15 protein-coding genes and 1 other annotated feature are annotated in these 16771 nt (G+C 39.0%); of the genes, 2 read left to right on the top strand and 13 right to left on the bottom strand.

What is annotated here, in order from left to right:
- Positions 1-115: 115 nt before the first annotated feature.
- Positions 116-898: a PhzF family phenazine biosynthesis protein gene (locus tag A5816_RS01470; protein WP_002400583.1), complete on the bottom strand. Its 783-nt coding sequence runs from the start codon at positions 896-898 to the stop codon at positions 116-118.
- Positions 895-1866 carry an ornithine cyclodeaminase family protein gene (locus A5816_RS01465; protein ID WP_002400584.1) on the bottom strand — a complete coding sequence of 324 codons (972 nt, stop codon included), beginning with the start codon at positions 1864-1866 and terminating at the stop codon, positions 895-897. Before A5816_RS01465 ends, A5816_RS01470 begins: the two co-directional genes overlap by 4 nt.
- Before the next feature lie 91 nt (positions 1867-1957).
- Here A5816_RS01465 and A5816_RS01460 point away from each other — a divergent pair, with 91 nt between their 5' ends.
- Positions 1958-3352: a PLP-dependent aminotransferase family protein gene (locus tag A5816_RS01460; RefSeq protein ID WP_086310531.1), complete on the top strand. Its 1395-nt coding sequence runs from the start codon at positions 1958-1960 to the stop codon at positions 3350-3352.
- A 198-nt stretch (positions 3353-3550) separates the two neighbouring features.
- On the opposite strand, the gene A5816_RS01455 is transcribed toward A5816_RS01460, so the two are convergent.
- The 10 genes from A5816_RS01455 to A5816_RS01410 are packed head-to-tail and all read right to left on the bottom strand — an operon-like array spanning position 3551 to position 13468.
- Entirely contained in the window at positions 3551-4906 is a 1356-nt protein-coding gene (locus A5816_RS01455) for a TrkH family potassium uptake protein (RefSeq protein WP_002292840.1), read from the bottom strand.
- A 29-nt stretch (positions 4907-4935) separates the two neighbouring features.
- Entirely contained in the window at positions 4936-5571 is a 636-nt protein-coding gene (locus A5816_RS01450; RefSeq protein ID WP_002292841.1) for a V-type ATP synthase subunit D, read from the bottom strand.
- Positions 5572-5577: 6 nt separating this feature from the next.
- Positions 5578-6954 carry a V-type ATP synthase subunit B gene (locus A5816_RS01445; protein WP_002308533.1) on the bottom strand — a complete coding sequence of 459 codons (1377 nt, stop codon included), beginning with the start codon at positions 6952-6954 and terminating at the stop codon, positions 5578-5580.
- A complete protein-coding gene (locus tag A5816_RS01440; RefSeq protein WP_025478462.1) occupies positions 6947-8728 on the bottom strand; it encodes a V-type ATP synthase subunit A in 1782 nt (593 codons plus the stop codon). Before A5816_RS01440 ends, A5816_RS01445 begins: the two co-directional genes overlap by 8 nt.
- 21 nt (positions 8729-8749) lie before the next feature.
- Positions 8750-9061, bottom strand: a complete 312-nt coding sequence (locus A5816_RS01435) for a V-type ATP synthase subunit F (protein WP_002292844.1) — start codon at positions 9059-9061, stop codon at positions 8750-8752.
- Complete coding sequence (locus A5816_RS01430) at positions 9051-10037, bottom strand: V-type ATPase subunit (RefSeq protein WP_002400592.1); 987 nt, start codon at positions 10035-10037, stop codon at positions 9051-9053. Before A5816_RS01430 ends, A5816_RS01435 begins: the two co-directional genes overlap by 11 nt.
- A gap of 14 nt (positions 10038-10051) precedes the next feature.
- Positions 10052-10636: a V-type ATP synthase subunit E gene (locus tag A5816_RS01425; protein ID WP_002400594.1), complete on the bottom strand. Its 585-nt coding sequence runs from the start codon at positions 10634-10636 to the stop codon at positions 10052-10054.
- 20 nt (positions 10637-10656) lie between these two features.
- Positions 10657-11127, bottom strand: a complete 471-nt coding sequence (locus tag A5816_RS01420) for a V-type ATP synthase subunit K (RefSeq protein WP_002292848.1) — start codon at positions 11125-11127, stop codon at positions 10657-10659.
- An 18-nt stretch (positions 11128-11145) separates the two neighbouring features.
- Positions 11146-13149, bottom strand: coding sequence for a V-type ATP synthase subunit I (locus tag A5816_RS01415; RefSeq protein WP_086310530.1), 2004 nt, complete (start codon positions 13147-13149; stop codon positions 11146-11148).
- A complete protein-coding gene (locus A5816_RS01410) occupies positions 13136-13468 on the bottom strand; it encodes a hypothetical protein (RefSeq protein ID WP_002400597.1) in 333 nt (110 codons plus the stop codon). Before A5816_RS01410 ends, A5816_RS01415 begins: the two co-directional genes overlap by 14 nt.
- A 99-nt stretch (positions 13469-13567) precedes the next feature.
- Positions 13568-13615 (bottom strand) — a sequence feature (sodium ion sensor (DUF1646 type); this cis-regulatory element may regulate processes involved in with the transportation of sodium ions).
- 189 nt (positions 13616-13804) lie between these two features.
- Between A5816_RS01410 and A5816_RS01405 the strand changes: the two genes are divergently transcribed.
- Positions 13805-14524 (top strand): gamma-glutamyl-gamma-aminobutyrate hydrolase family protein, encoded by a 720-nt coding sequence (locus A5816_RS01405; RefSeq protein WP_002292852.1) that lies wholly within the window; start codon positions 13805-13807, stop codon positions 14522-14524.
- A 299-nt stretch (positions 14525-14823) separates the two neighbouring features.
- Here the strand turns inward: A5816_RS01405 and A5816_RS01400 are convergent, their stop codons facing one another.
- Positions 14824-16722, bottom strand: a complete 1899-nt coding sequence (locus A5816_RS01400; RefSeq protein ID WP_086310529.1) for a fructose-1,6-bisphosphatase — start codon at positions 16720-16722, stop codon at positions 14824-14826.
- Positions 16723-16771 lie beyond the last annotated feature (49 nt).

The raw sequence follows: 16771 nt of genomic DNA, 5'->3' as shown, positions 1-16771 counted from the left end.
AAAATGAGACGCAAACTTTCTTTAAATTGAAAAAGTTTGCGTCTTTTTTTAACAACTATTGTAGCTATAAGGCTGCCACTCTCCACTTATTTATTTTTAGTTCATTTGAAAGAAATCAAATAAACGAGGTACCTTTAGAAAACAAAACTGCTTTTCCTCCTATTATCACACGATCTTCTTTTAATTCACACTCTAGATACCCGCCCCTTGATGACATTTGGTAAGCTGACAATTTTGTTTTACTCATTCTTTTCGCCCAATAAGGAATAAGATTAGAATGTGCTGACCCACATACTGGATCTTCATTGATTGTTAATTTTGGAAAGAAGGTTCTAGAAACAAAGTCTTCTTGCACACTTTCTGCTGTCACGATGACCCCTATTCCTAAATCAAAATTTTTGATACTTGTGAAATCTGGCTGCAATTTAGCCACTGTTTTTTCATCTTCCAATACGAAAAATAAATCACGTGCTAAGTAGGCTTCTTTAATCTTAGCCCCAATCGCTTCTTCATATTCAGACAATATCGGTACTTTTTTTGGCATAATACTAGGAAAATCCATGTAATAATGATCTTCAATTCTTGTCACAAATAGATTACCGCTTTGAGTAGAAAATTTAATCGTTTCATCAAGTATTTTGTAATAGTTAAATAAAACAAATGCTGTTGCTAATGTCGCGTGACCGCAAAGATCGATTTCTCGATCTGGCGTAAACCATCTAAGCTCAAATCCTTGATTTTTCTTCACTGTAAATGCTGTTTCAGATAAATTGTTTTCAATGGCAATTTTTTGCATCGTACCTTCTGGCAGCCATTCTTCTAGAACATAGACTGCTGCTGGATTTCCTTTGAACACCTCATCTGCAAATGCATCAACTACGTAATAATCTAAGTTCATTTTAAAGACCCTCTCTCTAATTTGTTATAAATATATTCTGCACAGCAAAGATCTTCAACAGCTAGACCAACTGCGTCGAAAATCGTCGGACTCGATTCTCCTTTGTAAACTGTTTTTTTCCCAGAAACTAATTCGCCTAATGTACCAACGATACAAGATTCCTCTAAATCTCCTTCTGACATGGCTATAAGTAGGTCTCCGCTTTCTGTTAAGGCAGCTGAGTAATCATCTACATAGATTTGAGAAGTTTCCATCAATGGTGTGCTTATCTCTCTTGTATCAGGAGTAAACGTGCCCACAGCATTGATATGTGCGTCTTCCCTTACCCACTCTTTTTGAAGAAATGCCTCTTTACTAGGGGTCAACGTACAAATGATTTCCGCTGAACGTACTGCATCTTCTACTGATATTGCATTTATAAACGTTATTTTCGGATACTGATTTTTAGCATTAGCGATAAAAGCATTTCGTCTTTCTTCTAAAATATCGTAAACAAACACTGTAGTGATGCGACGAATGGTAGAAATCGCAGCCAAATGCGACAATGCTTGTTGACCAGCTCCAATTAAAGCAAGTGTTTCTGCATGCTGATCTGCTAAGTAATCTGTTGCTAGCGCAGATACAGCAGCTGTTCGAATCCAAGTGACTGCATTTGCGTTTATCAATGCTTTGGGTAGTCCGTTTTGAGCATCAAACAAGAAAATCTCTCCTAAATGAGAAGGTAAATGATACTGATGATTATCCGGGAAAGCGGTAATGACTTTTGTCCCAAAATATCTGTTCTCTCCCAAATAGGCAGGCATCATCGCAAACACATTTTTGTCTTTTCCGTCCGGTAAAATTTCCACCAATCGAGGATTTTGGCTGATTTTACCACTTTCATAATCAAAGAAACATTTTTTCATTACTTGGATCGCTTCTTCAAAACTAAAAGAAGCTACTACTTCCTCAAAATTAATAATTTTCATAGACAATTCCCTCCTCACAAAAGATTAACTTCTAAAATCAATACAATCAATGGTAAAATTGTATGGTATACAATTTTAAGGAGTGGAGAAAATGCCTATTAATTCTTATGACAACTACCCGTTAACTTGGCGGCCAGACAAACAAAAATTGAAGCGTCCTTATTATCAATCGTTGATTCAACAATTAGAACAAGATATTTTAAAGAATAAATTACAGAAAAACACTCAGTTACCCTCCCAAAGAGAGCTAGCTGATTATTTAGATTTAAATTTTACTACCGTTGGCAAGGCTTATAAATACGGAATTGAGAAAGGTTTGCTGTATACGAATATTGGAAGTGGCACTTTTATTTCTCCCAATGTCTTTGAATCCATTACCATCTCTACCAATGAAGTAACCGAACATATCATTGATTTTGGTCTGGTTAGTTCTTTTGAAGAATGTAATAAATTTGTTGTCCCGTTTATTCAATCAACTGGTAATAACCCAAATCTTGTTGGTTTGCTTAATTACCAAGATCCCAAAGGCACAAATTTTCAATTGACTACTGCAGCAAATTGGTTAAAAACTCAAGGAGTCATTCCGCCCTTAGAATCTCTATCTATTGTTTCCGGTGTTCAAAATGGATTGGCTATCACACTTTCTGCACTTTTCTCTCCAGGTGATAGAATAGCAACAGACCGATATACGTACGCTAATTTCATTGAATTGGCTCATTTATATCATTTAGAGATCGTTCCAATTGATTTTGACGAGCAAGGAATGCGACCTGATATATTGATTCAGGAATGTAGAAAAAAGAAGATCCATGGTGTCTTTCTTATGCCTTCTTGCAATAATCCTATAGGGTTTCAAATCTCTCACCAAAGACGAGAGCAATTAGCCGAAGTAATTGAAAAAGAAGGTCTATGGGTTATCGAAGATGATATCCATTCTTTTTTAACAACTTATTATCAACATACGATCATTCCTCCTTTCCAAAAATTGTTACCTAACCAAACAATCTACTTAGCTGGAATGACAAAATTTATTTGTTCTGGATTGCGAGTTGCTTATCTTGTAGCTCCAGTACATGTCCAAAGCAAGATAGAACAAGCAATTTTTAATATAAATGTGAAAACTTCTGGATTAGATGTGGAGGTCATCACTCAAATCCTCCATTCAAATGAAGCAAATAGAATCTTAGAAACTAAATTAAATCTTACGAAAAGAGCTAATCAGCTTTTTGATTCTCATTTCAAAGTAGAAAAACCAACGAATCGTGTTCCTTATTATCGAATTCTTCCAGTTGATCCTGAGATTGATCCTAAGAGGATTGAAAATGACTTTCTGGCTAACGGCATCCGACTCTATCATTCCCGACGCTTTACTACGCGAGCGCAACCGGATGCATTCGTTCGTATTTCCCTATCTTCAAACAACCTTGAGATTTTAGCTTCTGGACTAAGTATCGTAAAAGAAAAAATAAAAAAATATGAATTATAATCTATTGATAAATAAAGGAATCAAAGCTGATTGATTCCTTTCGATAAAAAAGAGGCACTACCCGAAGTTCAACAACGGATAGTGCCTCAAAAAGCAAATGAACATTTTGCACTTAAAGTAACCAAACAGCAAAAAAATTTGTCTTATATTTTATTTTCTTATTTTGCTAGATCACTAGATTTCTGTCAGAAGATGAAATTATCCAATCATGACACTTTCTTCTGGATATTTGTATTTTGATTGAGTTCTTTGTGCTTTTGTCATCAGAGAGAAGACCACAGTCAATACCCCAACTCGTCCAATGTACATAAGCGCTATAATGATCAATTTCCCTATTGCAGTCAAGTCTGGCGTCAATCCCATCGTAAGTCCTACTGTTCCAAATGCAGAGAAGACCTCAAAAGCAATATATTCGATGCCAGAAGTTTTAGGTATCGTTTCAGTCACTGATAAAATCATGATGGCGACTACACACAGTGTCAACGTGATAAAAAACAACGTGAGTGCTCGCAACACTGCGCCTTGACGGATTGTACGGCCAAATGCTTCCGCTCTCGTACGTCCTTTAAGCATCGAACGCATCTGGATCAGCAACACACCTAACGTAGTTGTTTTCAATCCGCCGGCAGTCGACCCAGATGTTCCGCCAATGTACATCAAAAACATCGTTAAGATCAGACCGGCATGACTCATATGGAGATAATCAACTGAATAATATCCAGCCGTTCTAGGTGTTACACTCATAAAAAAAGTATTTGCCAATCGTTGAAACATATTCCCTTCCACTAATGTTGCCCCATTGTGTTCTGTGAAAAAGAACACAACGAAACCGCCTAATAAAAGGGTACCTGTAACGGTTAATGCGATTTTTGAATGAATCGTCATCTTCTTTTTCTGATGATATTCCAATAAGTCACGCCAAACGATAAAGCCTAATCCGCCAGAAATAATCAAAGCAGATACTACCATGATCAAATAAACATTTTGCTGGTGATTGGCTAAACTGTCTCCTAATAAATCAAACCCTGCATTACAAAAACTAGAGATTGCATGAAATAAACTGTACCAGATCCCTTTCAGCCAGCCAAATTCAGGCACGAATACAAAAGATAAAGCAACCGTACCAATCAATTGGATCACAAAGGCCAATTTCAGGATGTAAAGCATGAGCTTCATCACACCTGATACTTCTTCTAGATTTAGCGCTTCTTTTAATATAATACGTGTGCTGAGACTGACTTTTTTCTTTATCAATGCAAAGCATAGAATCGGAACCATCATAAAACCAAGACCGCCAATCTCAATCAAAAGCATAATCAAAAACTGACCAGCACTGTTCCAATGTTCTGCTGTATTCAATGTCGTCAATCCCGTCACGCAGACGGCAGAAGTTGCAGTGAAAAGCGCATCGATAAAATTTGTCCCATGCCCACTATTACTAAAAAATGGCAGGGTAAGTAGGCCACCGCCAACTAAAATCAGGAGAAAAAATCCTAATGCGAGAAGCTGAACGGCCGGCAAGCGTTTCTTTATTTGTTTGTTTTGTTTAATCATCGTTTTCCTCTTTTAAAAAAGGATACCACTTAGTCAGTGGTACCCATATTTTTTACTTTGATCAACCTTGTTACTTCTGCGCGCTCGTTTTCTTCTAGCTTCATACGAATATAATAGATCGTTTCTTCTAATTGAGGGATCGTCATATATTCTAATGCATTGACTCGCCGACGTGTCTTTTCGATCTCACTTGCCATCAGCTGACAAGTTTTTTCGATTTCTGTCAGTTCCAAAAGTTTTGGAAGCAAGGTAGTAAACCGATCGATTGACCGATCCAGTTCGGCACTGGAATTCAAATACCCGTATTCCAAAGGTGTGTCTGTCAGCTGTTCATCATATTCAAAATTCATCACAGGTACTTTTACACTCATGATATTTTTGTCTACGATAGACAAATCAACGTTTTCCGCCGGCAAAGCAAACAATTCTTCAATGAAAGGTTCCGTGATTGAAGCATTTGCCAATACAAAATCAGACATTGCTTCTGTCATGGACTCTTCCATTTCTTGACGCAGTTGGTTGTTCTTTCGAATCAACAGAATGAATTGACGCATCAGTTCATCTTGCTTATCTTTTAATAATTTATGCCCTCTTGTGGCAGTTGTCAACTGTTTTTTCAATCGGGTCAATTCCATGCGGGTCGGATTCACATTCAATCGTGCCATCAGAACTCACTTCCCTTCTGGCAGATATTTGTCCAGCATGTCGTCTTTGATTCGTTTTAATTCGGTTCTTGGCAACATCGATAGCAGTTCCCACCCTAGATCAAGTGTTTCAGTAATCGAACGGTTCGTGTGGAATCCTTGATTGACATATTCTTTTTCAAACCGCTCAGCAAACTTCGCATAGATCTTATCTACATCAGATAAAGCAGATTCTCCTAAAACTACGGCTAATTCTTTTGCCTGCTTTCCTTGTGCATAGGCTGCAAAAAGCTGATTCATCGTTGCCGCATGGTCTTCTCTTGTCTTTCCGGGTCCAGTTCCTTTATCTTTTAACCGCGAAAGAGACGGAAGTACATCAATTGGTGGTTGTATCCCACTCTTATAAAGCTCTCTAGTCAAGATGATCTGGCCTTCTGTAATATAACCGGTCAAGTCAGGGATCGGATGGGTCTTATCGTCTTCTGGCATTGTTAAAATCGGAATTTGAGTAACTGATCCTTTTAGTCCGCGGATCCTTCCTGCTCGTTCGAACAAAGTAGCTAAGTTCGTGTAAAGATACCCAGGGTAGCCTCTTCTTCCTGGAACTTCTCGCCGTGCTGCAGAAATCTCTCGCAATGCCTCTGCATAGTTGGTCATGTCTGTCATGATAACCAATACATGCATTCCTTTTTCATAAGCAAGATATTCTGCAGCAGTCAAAGCCATACGAGGAGTAGCAATACGTTCGATTGCAGGGTCGTTTGCTAAATTCATGAACATGACAGAACGGTCGATTGCACCAGTTTGTCGAAAATCCTCCATGAAAAATTCTGCTTCTTCAAAAGTGATTCCAATAGCAGCAAAGACTACGGCGAAATCATCTGATGAATCAAGTACCGTTGCTTGTCGCGCGATCTGAGCAGCTAATTCTTTGTGAGGAAGACCAGAACCAGAAAATACTGGTAATTTTTGTCCACGAACTAATGTGTTCAAATGATCGATTGCAGAGATACCTGTTTGGATAAACTCATCTGGGTAATCCCGAGCTACTGGATTGATTACTTCTCCGTTAATATCCAAATACTTTTCAGGCAGGATTTCTGGTCCATTATCTTTTGGACGTCCCAAGCCATCGAATACTCGACCAATCATATCTTCCGATACACCTAGTTCTAAAGGATGTCCTAAAAATCGTACAGAAGAGTCACGTAAATTGATACCACTTGTTCCTTCAAATATTTGGACCATTGCTTTATCTTCTTGAACTTCCAATACTTGTCCCCGACGAATCTCGCCATTTTGCATACGGACTTCGATTAATTCTTCATATTTGACACCAGCAACTTTTTCAACCGCCATCAATGGACCGACGACTTCACCGATCGTACGATATTCTTTAATCATTGCTCATGCCTCCTTCTGAAACGATTGTTTGCATCGTTTGTTTGATTTCACCTATAATTTGATCTAGTTTTTCTAATTCTGTTTCCGGGATATATTTACTTCGTCCGATCCTTTCACGAATCGATACGGTACCGTCCATGATCTCACTTAAATAAGCACCTAACGACAACGCACGGCGTCCTTCTTCACCAAAGGTCAAGATCATCTTCAACATTTTGAATTGTTTCTCTCTTGAAGTGAATGTATCGACATCATCAAAAGCATTTTGCTGCAAATAATCTTCACGAATGGATTTTGCCACTTCTAATGTCAGACGGTCATTATCTGAAAGGGAATCAATCCCTACCAAACGCACGATTTCATTCAGCTGCTGTTCTTCCTGCAAAATACGCATGCCCTCAGTGACCATGGATGCCCAGTCAGCTTGAAGGATATGATCCATATACTTCCCTACTTCTGTTGAATAAAGAGAATAACTTTGGATCCAATCGATCGAAGGAAAATGTCTTTTTTGGGCTAAAGTCGAATCAAGTCCCCAGAATACTTTTACGACCCGCAATGTATTTTGTGTGACTGGTTCCGAAATATCTCCTCCAGAAGGCGATACAGCACTGATTGCGGTTATACTTCCTTCGCGACCTTCTGATCCTAAAGCAATGACTCTTCCAGAACGTTCATAGTATTCCGCAAGACGGGAACCAAGATAAGCTGGATAACCTTCATCACCAGGCATTTCTTCCAAACGTCCGCTCATCTCACGAAGTGCTTCTGCCCATCGCGAAGTGGAGTCTGCCATGATAGCAACGTCATAACCCATGTCACGGAAATATTCCGCAATCGTGATTCCCGTATAGATAGAAGCTTCTCGAGCCGCTACCGGCATATTAGATGTATTGGCAATCAATACCGTACGTTCCATCAACGATTCTCCTGTATTAGGGTCAATCAATTCAGGGAATTCATTTAAAACATCCGTCATCTCATTTCCACGTTCACCGCATCCCACATAAACGACCATGTCCACATCGGCCCATTTTGCGATTTGATGCTGAACGACTGTTTTTCCTGCACCAAATGGACCAGGAACAGCTGCTGCTCCCCCTTTTGTCACTGGGAAGAACGTATCGATCACTCGCTGTCCGGTGATCATCGGTGCATCAGGGTTTAATTTTTCTTTGATTGGCCGACTACGTCTTACTGGCCATTTTTGGAGCATCGTCAAGTTTTTGTCACCATTTTCAGTTTCAACGACACATACGGTTTCATCAATAGTGAACGACCCTTTTTCGATTGTTTTGATTGTACCTTTTATCCCATTTGGCACCATAATTTTGTGTTTGATAACTTTTGTTTCTTCTACGATTCCAATCACATCGCCAGCACTAACCGTTTCTCCGGCTTCTAATGCTGGTTCGAACCACCATTTTTTCTCATGATCCAATGCAGGCAATTGGACTCCCCGTCCTAAGAAATTACTTTGTGTGATTTCCATAAAGGTATCTAATGGCCGTTGGATTCCGTCAAACATTTGTGAAATGATCCCTGGTCCTAATTCAACAGATAAAGCTTCACCAGTAGAGCGAACCGGTTCGCCTGGACCAATTCCAGAAGTCTCTTCATATACTTGAATAGACGCCACATCGCCACGCATCTCGATAATTTCTCCGATAACTCCTAGATCTCCCACTAGACACATGTCTTGGATACTGGCATCAGACATGTTCTCAGCCATTACAAGAGGTCCGGAGACTTTTATGATTTTTCCAATTTGCAAAATTTCTATCTCCTTTTCATACTATAAGATATTTTGACCTACTGCTTTTTCTACGTTCTTTTGAATTTCTTCCAGCCCAATCCCTAATGATCCTTGATGATTGGGAATCAATACGATAGCAGGTATCATTTGTTCCTTGTAACGTTCGATCGTTTCTGGGCTCAATGCTGCACATTGCTCTGTGACATAAATCACGCCATACTCATTCTTTGCCATTTCTTCAATTGCCTGACGAACGGTCTGCTTGGTTGTACCATAACGAACATCAAAGCCAAACAATTTGAATGGCAAAACAGAATCTTTGTCGCCAACTACACCGATCTTATGCGTCATAGACTTGTCTCACCCGCTTTCTGATTGTTTCTGGTTCGAAATGGCTTCTTTTGCCGATAACCAGTAAACGAAGGTTTTTGCTTTCTACCTCTTTTGCGTTCAAAAAGGCTAGTAGTGGCAGTGGTCCGAAAGCCTGGGTTTGGGCTTCTTGATACAATGAACTTAGATAATCATCTTTCAACTGTTCAAGCTTTACGAGATCAAGATTTCCCTCACGGATGACAGGACGCAGAAACTCAGCATAATCTGTCTCTAATAGAAAGTTCGTGTAAGCTTCCATGTCTTTATCTACAAAGTTCAAAAATACTTCTTTTTCGATACTTCCCGAACTGGAAAGCACCGTCGTCATGAACCCATATGTTCTTTTCTGCAATATTCCTCGAGCCATCGTTGTGATATTGGTCAAGTCAATAAAAGCAATGACTTCTGTCAGCAATTCTTGATATCCTAGCTTATCGGCGAGCCGTCGCTGTTCAGTCAAAAACTGCCGATCATAGATCACATCGATTCCCTGAAGAATGGTAGACTCTTCAAAATAATCACGTACTTCTCGTATACTGTCCATAATGCTTTCAGGGAGTTCATTTGAAACTTGCGTATGAATGGCATCCTTCAAGGTTTCTAATGAATAAAACCCATCGTCGATATACAAATGGTCCAGATTTTGATTTGTCATCTCGGCTTTTGTCAAAACCTTCAGATTATGGAAAGTATAACGCATCGTATAGATCCAAACGATTTCAGGCTCCGGTGCTGATTCCTTTAACCAGCGAAATAGACGGCTCTGCTCCTTTAAAAGATTCTGTTCGAAGTCATATTCATATCCGTCATAGATATATGGACTGTAAATCGTGGATTTCAATATTTCACCAAGTGCTTCGACAGAATTGGTTTGAATCATCCGTTCAAATGTCTCATTGGACAAAAGTTCAAGCTCTCTTCCGCGAATCAAGGGATTTAGTTCGTGGTATTCCATACACTGATCCCTCCTTATTCAAATAATTGATTGGCAATCTCAAAACTCATCGTTCCTTGAATATCTTGTACAAGGCTGCTGAAAAGAAAATTATACTGAACTCCTTGATCATTTATCAGAAACCCAGCTTGACCAGCAACAGATTCATCGCTTAAAACCATCGTAAAGGGAAGTTCATTGTTCCATTCATCCAACAATGTCTGAGAAAGATAAGCTGCTGATTTTTCTCCAGCAATGAATGTTACTTTGCCTGTCAAAGGTAATGAATACAATGAATTTTTGATAAACTGGATTTGTTCAGATTCATCCCAATTCTCCATTTCAGCTATTGCATCTGCAAACAATCGTCGTAAAAATTCCTGCTTCGCGTTCAAATTTTCTTGTCGTACTTCTACTTGTTGGCGATTCCTAAGCTGACGGTATTTTTTTTCAAGTAATTCGATTTGTTTTTCTTTTTGTTTTTGATGTTCTGTTTCGATTTGCGTACGTTTTTGTTCAAAGTTTTGATCGATCTTTATTCGCTCTTCTTGCTCTAACGCCGCTCTTTCTTGCTCTGCTGCTTCATTCATCTGAGAGATGATTTTTTCAATGGCGTTCATCTGCTTTTCCTCCTTTATGCTTAGGCATTCAATACTAATAGGAAGGAAATAACGAAACCTAAAATCGCATATGTTTCAACCATCGCAGCAAAAATGATTCCTTTTGTAGCATGTTCAGGTTTTTTCGCTAAAATTTGGATACCTGCTGCTGCAACTTTTCCTTGGGCGATACCTGAAAACAAGCCTGTAAAAGCAATCGGCAGAGAAGCGCCTAAAAAGTTCAATCCTTGTACAACTGACATATCATTTCCTAAGTTGATAAAAATCAAAAAGGCGATAACGAATCCATACAACCCTTGCGTACCTGGAAGCAATTGCAGAATCAGAGCCTGTCCGAATTTTTCGGGTTGACTTGTTGTTAACGCTGCTGCTGCCTCACCTGTCATTCCAACACCTTTAGCTGAACCGATTCCTGAAAAAATCGTCGCTGTTGCCATCGCTAATACTGCAAATACCATTCCACCATTTTGACTAATTAAGTAATCCATCATTGTATAAAAATCCTCCAATTATTTATTGTTTTTTTTCTTATGATTGATGTTGACGTATTTTTCCGCCGTTTTCAGCGGGTCAAAGGCACGTCCGCCTCCTGTATAAAATTTTCCAAAAAATTCGACATACTGCAATCGTGCGCCATGGACATAGGCACTCAACAGTGTCAAAAACATATTCAGTGCGTGTAAAGCGATGATCAAAAGGATCCCTACACTGAATCGAGCGGCTGGCGGCATGAAAGCAACTAGCATATTGAATGCCGCGCCAATACTTCCGCCTGAAATACCTAGTGCCATCAAACGTGTATAACTGACTAAATCACCGATATAACCAGTCAGTCCGTAAAGATTATACGCTCCTTTGGCAGCACCCTTGACTTTAGACGGCGATTGGATAATCGGCACGATTAAGATACATAAAGCAGCAATGATCGATAGCCCCGCGCCAAGATAAACAAACGCTGTATTTTTTATCAACATGGCACCAATCAATGCAATAACGATCCCAATTAGGATCCCTTGCCAGGCAAATCCATCACTGACAGCACTCAAGTAATCTTTCCTCCTGATATTTTCCTTTGCTGCCACAAATAATCCAACCAAGATCTGTATCAGACCGAAAATCACAGATAAAATCAAAATCGTATTGACATCATCCGTCGTAGATAGGATTGGGAAAGGCAAGCGGATGCCAAACAGTTCTTTTGGTAATGCCTGTCCGAAAAATGAACTGTAGATCAATCCCCAAATGATCGATGGTACCGAGAGAATCTCAAAGAATTTTACGAAACGTTTCATCCCGCGTGGTAAAACAAGTAGTTTTTGAGCTAGTATTGTCCCAATGAGCATCAGCAATCCGTAACCCACATCTGCGACCATCATCCCGAAGAAGACAAGATAGAACGGTGTCATCCAAGGTGTTGGATCTACTTCTTCATATTTTGGCAGACTGTACATTTCAGTCAGCAATTCAAAAGGTTCGATAAGCGGATGGTTTTTCAATTTAGTAGGGACTTCCTGCTGAATCTCTTCTGAGTTTGGTGTTTCGAAACTAACATATATATCTTCTTCTGATACAGTTTCGTTTAACACATGCATCAAATTCTGTTTTTCTTCTGCATCTACCCAACCTTGCAAAACGATCAGATAAGTCGCATGGATAAACCGTTCTTTTACTTTTTCCCGTTCTGCAACGGCAAGTGTGACTTCTTCTACCCATTCAAATTCTTGGATATAGCCGCTGCACTGACCTAACGCTGTCGTTATCTTTTTTTGCTGCTCGTGAACAATGGACAATTGCTGTTTGGTTTCTTGCAATTTTTCTTTAGGATTTTGTTCATAAGGATACGTTTCTTTATTGAACCCGTATTTCCCAGCAATTTCTTCTATAGCAGCAACTGATTTTTTTAAAGCAACATACGAAAGATAAACTTGTTTCGGCGTATAATCTATTTCTTCCATATAAACGTCATCAAGCTTACTCAGTTCTTCCTTGAAACTTTCAAAATTTGCTGCACTCACAGTCCCCATCTCAAAAATGGTCGTCTTACTTGCATACATACTTGGAGCAATATCCAGCTGTTGCCAATGAAGAAGCCATTCTTCCTCTTCTTCTAAACGATCACGTTTTTCAGTTAGCTGTTCCCACTTTTCTTTTAAATCAAGGACTTCTTCTAATTTATTCATGAAATTTTCTTCGGAATAATTTGCTTCCAAGTCTTGTAAGGAAAGTTCTTGACGTTTCAAATGGAGTTTCTTTTGACGGCTATCGCCGTGGTGTTGTATGAATTGGATAGCTTCTTGGATGTCTTTCAGCCGATTGCCTAAAGCGCTTAATTTTGCTTCTTTATCAATAATCGTGGTATCTGGAAAATATTTTTCTACCCACTGGTTGTTTGTTCTATTTTGATACAGATCCCGGATTTCAACATTTTGGATTCCTTGTACTGCTTGTAAAATCCTCTCCTGATTTCTTTTATCTGAAATGAGGGTCACTTTTTCCATCTTAGTGACGGCCATAAGTTTCTTTCACCCTTTCAATGATTGCACCGATTGCTTGACTCTGATGCTTTTGATATTGGTCTTTCAAAGTAGCTTGCACCTTGTCTGCTTCTGCTTTCAATTTCATTTTTTCTTTTTCTAATTCTTGCTTTTCGAATTGTTCTTTTTCTTCTACCAACTGTTTCAGCTGTTGCCGATTGTTCGTTTGGATTATTTCCAATTCTTGCTCTTTTTCTTCTGCATAGGTCTTTAACTGCTGCCGTAGGGTTCGAGCACGCTTCTCATTTTCTTCTTCTGCTTTTCGGATTTGTTCCAAAGCTTCTAACACTTGCTTCACTTCCTTTCGATTTAAAAAAGAGGTACATGCTTTCTTTTTTCATTGAAAGTATGTACCTCTAAAGATAACTTAGTATAGGCAGGCCCCTTCAATAAAATGTCCTTCTCACCCCTTGAAGAACTAGATCCTTGAAGCTTACGCCCAACCTTTTTATTTCTGCTTACTTTTTATTATAACAAATTAAGCAATATTTTCAACTATCGTCATGAATTTCACACGAAAATTCTCTTTACAGATAGTAACACAGCAAGAACAGATAAGTATAGGGGCAAGTCTTACATAGTTTAAATTTTTTTAAATCCTTGTTACAATTAGTCTACTTTAGGGGGAATACAAATGAAACCAATCATCGGCATTGCCGGGAATCAACTGATTCGAGCAACAGATACTTTCCAAGGAAATCAAGTAAGCTATACACCGCAGGGATTTGTGGATGCAGTTTTAGATGCTCAAGGATTGCCTCTTATTCTGCCAGTCATGTCTCCAGATTCAGCGCCTCAACTAATTGAGAAAATCGACAAACTCATTCTTGCAGGCGGTCAGGATGTTAGTCCGCAACTTTACATGGAAGACCCTCATCCAAAACTGACGGAAACAAATATTCAACGAGACCAATTCGAACAGGCATTGATCTTGGAAGCATTGAAACAAAGAAAACCGATTTTTGCAGTCTGCCGAGGACTTCAACTATTGAATGTCGTGTTGGAGGGAACACTTTATCAAGATCTTTCATTATATCCAAAATGGTCCGTAAAACACGAACAACAGCCCACTGCCCCGCAGTTTGCGACTCACGAAGTCAAAATCGTTTCGGACAGTTTATTAAGTGACCTTCTCCCTGATTCATACTTTGTGAATTCCTATCATCATCAGGCAGTCAAAGATCTTTCTCCTTTGTTAAAAGCCATCGCCTTTTCCAACGATGGACTCATTGAAGCAGTCCAAAGTAAAGATAATATGCACAAAATCCTTGGTGTCCAATGGCATCCGGAACTTTCTCATCGTGTAGATTCATCTGAACAGCGTTTATTCGATTTCTTTGTGAATGAATTTTAATCGTTTTTCTGATTAGGTCGTGAGCCTGCCGTTTAACTCTGAGTCACAAGGAGCAATTTCAAAAAACAGCTTCTCATGTTTGTTGGATATTGTGACTTGTGACCGAGGAGTTGGCAGGAGAACACCGTTTATGGAAGAGGTCGTGAAATCAGCGTTTTGACCTGAGTATTAGAGAAACAAAACGGAAAAATCGCTTCTCATATTTTACCGTTTTTTGAGCTAATACCGAAGGTGACTGCGACACGCCTTTTGTTGCAGTCCTTTTTTAGTCTATTGAGCAATGTTGGCTAGCATTTTTCTCAATCGTCCTTTCGATAGTCCAACAGCCTTTGGAGCTGAGTAATCTGTTGCTGTAATTCCATTCCTTTTGTCGTATCCCGATTAAGTTTGCGTGGGAGCTGCTGCTCGATCACTTTTTTTACATTCGTTTGATCAGATTTTTTTGCAAATTGTTGTTCAATAGGCAAGAACGGATAATGTGTCACGATTTGGAAACCGTAAGAATTGCATAATAGTGAGTAGCCAGCAATCCCGGTTGTTTTTTGATAAGCTTTGGATAGACCTCCGTCAATAACAAATGCTTTTCCGTTTGCTTTGATCGGTGACTCCCCTTTTTTTACTTTTACCGGCGTGTGCCCATTGATGATTGCTGAACCTTCTTCTTTTGCATCGAATTCTGCCAAAATTTTTTCACTGAACCACTCTTCATCTCGCAAGTGATAATAGGGATTGCTTTTTTCGACGTGCGTATGAGGCTCTGTGAGAAAATAGCGCTCAAAAGTCGCCATTTTACTCTTGCCAAATAAAGGCGAAAATGGCCCGCTCCACGCATACCAAATCAAATCAGTCGCTAAATCTTCTTTTGCAGTCAGATCTTTTGCGCTTTCAGTTATCTGTTTTTCAAAAAATCCCAGTAGTTCTTTTCCGCGATAAGATTGGTCTAATTCAAATGCTAAGAGCTGCCCCTTTTCATCTACAGGTATACAGCCATGAAACAGTACATGCTGATTGTTCGTGAGATACATTCCCCCTTTTTCGATCAAAAACGTCATGTGTTTTTGCATTCTTAATGAGTGCTGGAATGAATACATCAAACTATCGATCACTTTTTGTTCCTCTTCCAAGAACTTTTTAGGATCATCTGGCTGGATCGTTTGAAAACAAGTCCCTTTCAACTCATAGAGCTGACCTTCTAAATCGATCGTTGATTCCTCATAGTTGATTTTTTCCAACAATTTACGATCGTCCATTTTAAATTCAGGTCGTCGATCCAACAACTGATGTTCTGATTTGAATTGGAGGATAGAAAGTGCTTGATGGATTTTTTCTAATTCTTCTTGCTCTCTTTCAGATAGATCTTTCCTGTTTTTAGGCGTAAATACAGGATTCTTCTGGTAGGTTTGATGGGCAAAAGAAAATAATGGACGTAAATTTAATCCATATTCTTTCTCTAATTCAAATAAATAGTTGTAGCGTGCGGCAATCCGTAAAAGCGTCAATAAACATGCCTCAGAGCCGCAATACGCACCAATCCACAAAATATCATGATTCCCCCACTGGATATCTACAGAGGAAAAATCCATGATTCGATCCATTACTTTGGCTGCTTGAGTTCCCCGATCAAAAATATCACCCACGATATGCAAATGATCGATGACAGATTTTTGGATCGTCTGCGCAAGTTTTGTTAAAAATTTTTCTTCTTCCTTCATCAAGACAAGTTGTTCAATGATTTTTTTTACATAGTCTTTTTTCCCGTTGATACGATCATCGATATACAAGAGTTCCTCAATGATATAGCTATATTCTTTTGGCAATCCTTTTCGAACTTTTGATCGAGTGTATTTGACTGTCGTAAACCGTAAAAGATCAATCAAACGATGGATCAGCTGGGATTTATCTTGTTTTTTGTACCAATCAGTCGTCAATGCATATTCTGGATAAGCCGTAAAAATAGTGAATTGGCTAATCTCCGTTTCCGTCATTTGTTCAGAGAAAAGGTCTTTGATCTTTTCTTTAAGATTTCCTGAACCGATACGCAGAATATGATCAAAAGCAGGAAATTCGCCATGTATATCGCTCAAAAATAACTCTGTTCCTTTTGGAAGCTGCAAAATTGCTTCGAGATTGATGATTTCCGTGATGACATCTTCCGTTGTGGGGAATTTCTCTGAAAGTAAATCTAAATAGCGGTCCATTAAAACGCCTCCAAAAATTGGTATACTCAACATTATAAAGTTGTTATAC

It is taken from the genome of Enterococcus sp. 3G1_DIV0629 (assembly GCF_002141285.1).
GTDB lineage: Bacteria > Bacillota > Bacilli > Lactobacillales > Enterococcaceae > Enterococcus_B > Enterococcus_B lactis.
Note: the sequence above shows the minus strand (reverse complement) of the source record. Positions and strands in the feature narration are given on the sequence as shown.

Bases quoted from the DNA above. Each gene is read 5' to 3' on its own strand.
- A5816_RS01470 (WP_002400583.1), bottom strand. From the start codon at position 898: ATGAACTTAGATTATTACGTAGTTGATGCATTTGCAGATGAGGTGTTC.
- A5816_RS01465 (WP_002400584.1), bottom strand. From the start codon at position 1,866: ATGAAAATTATTAATTTTGAGGAAGTAGTAGCTTCTTTTAGTTTTGAA.
- A5816_RS01460 (WP_086310531.1), top strand. From the start codon at position 1,958: ATGCCTATTAATTCTTATGACAACTACCCGTTAACTTGGCGGCCAGAC.
- A5816_RS01455 (WP_002292840.1), bottom strand. From the start codon at position 4,906: ATGATTAAACAAAACAAACAAATAAAGAAACGCTTGCCGGCCGTTCAG.
- A5816_RS01450 (WP_002292841.1), bottom strand. From the start codon at position 5,571: ATGGCACGATTGAATGTGAATCCGACCCGCATGGAATTGACCCGATTG.
- A5816_RS01445 (WP_002308533.1), bottom strand. From the start codon at position 6,954: ATGATTAAAGAATATCGTACGATCGGTGAAGTCGTCGGTCCATTGATG.
- A5816_RS01435 (WP_002292844.1), bottom strand. From the start codon at position 9,061: ATGACGCATAAGATCGGTGTAGTTGGCGACAAAGATTCTGTTTTGCCA.
- A5816_RS01430 (WP_002400592.1), bottom strand. From the start codon at position 10,037: ATGGAATACCACGAACTAAATCCCTTGATTCGCGGAAGAGAGCTTGAA.
- A5816_RS01425 (WP_002400594.1), bottom strand. From the start codon at position 10,636: ATGAACGCCATTGAAAAAATCATCTCTCAGATGAATGAAGCAGCAGAG.
- A5816_RS01420 (WP_002292848.1), bottom strand. From the start codon at position 11,127: ATGATGGATTACTTAATTAGTCAAAATGGTGGAATGGTATTTGCAGTA.
- A5816_RS01415 (WP_086310530.1), bottom strand. From the start codon at position 13,149: ATGGCCGTCACTAAGATGGAAAAAGTGACCCTCATTTCAGATAAAAGA.
- A5816_RS01405 (WP_002292852.1), top strand. From the start codon at position 13,805: ATGAAACCAATCATCGGCATTGCCGGGAATCAACTGATTCGAGCAACA.
- A5816_RS01400 (WP_086310529.1), bottom strand. From the start codon at position 16,722: ATGGACCGCTATTTAGATTTACTTTCAGAGAAATTCCCCACAACGGAA.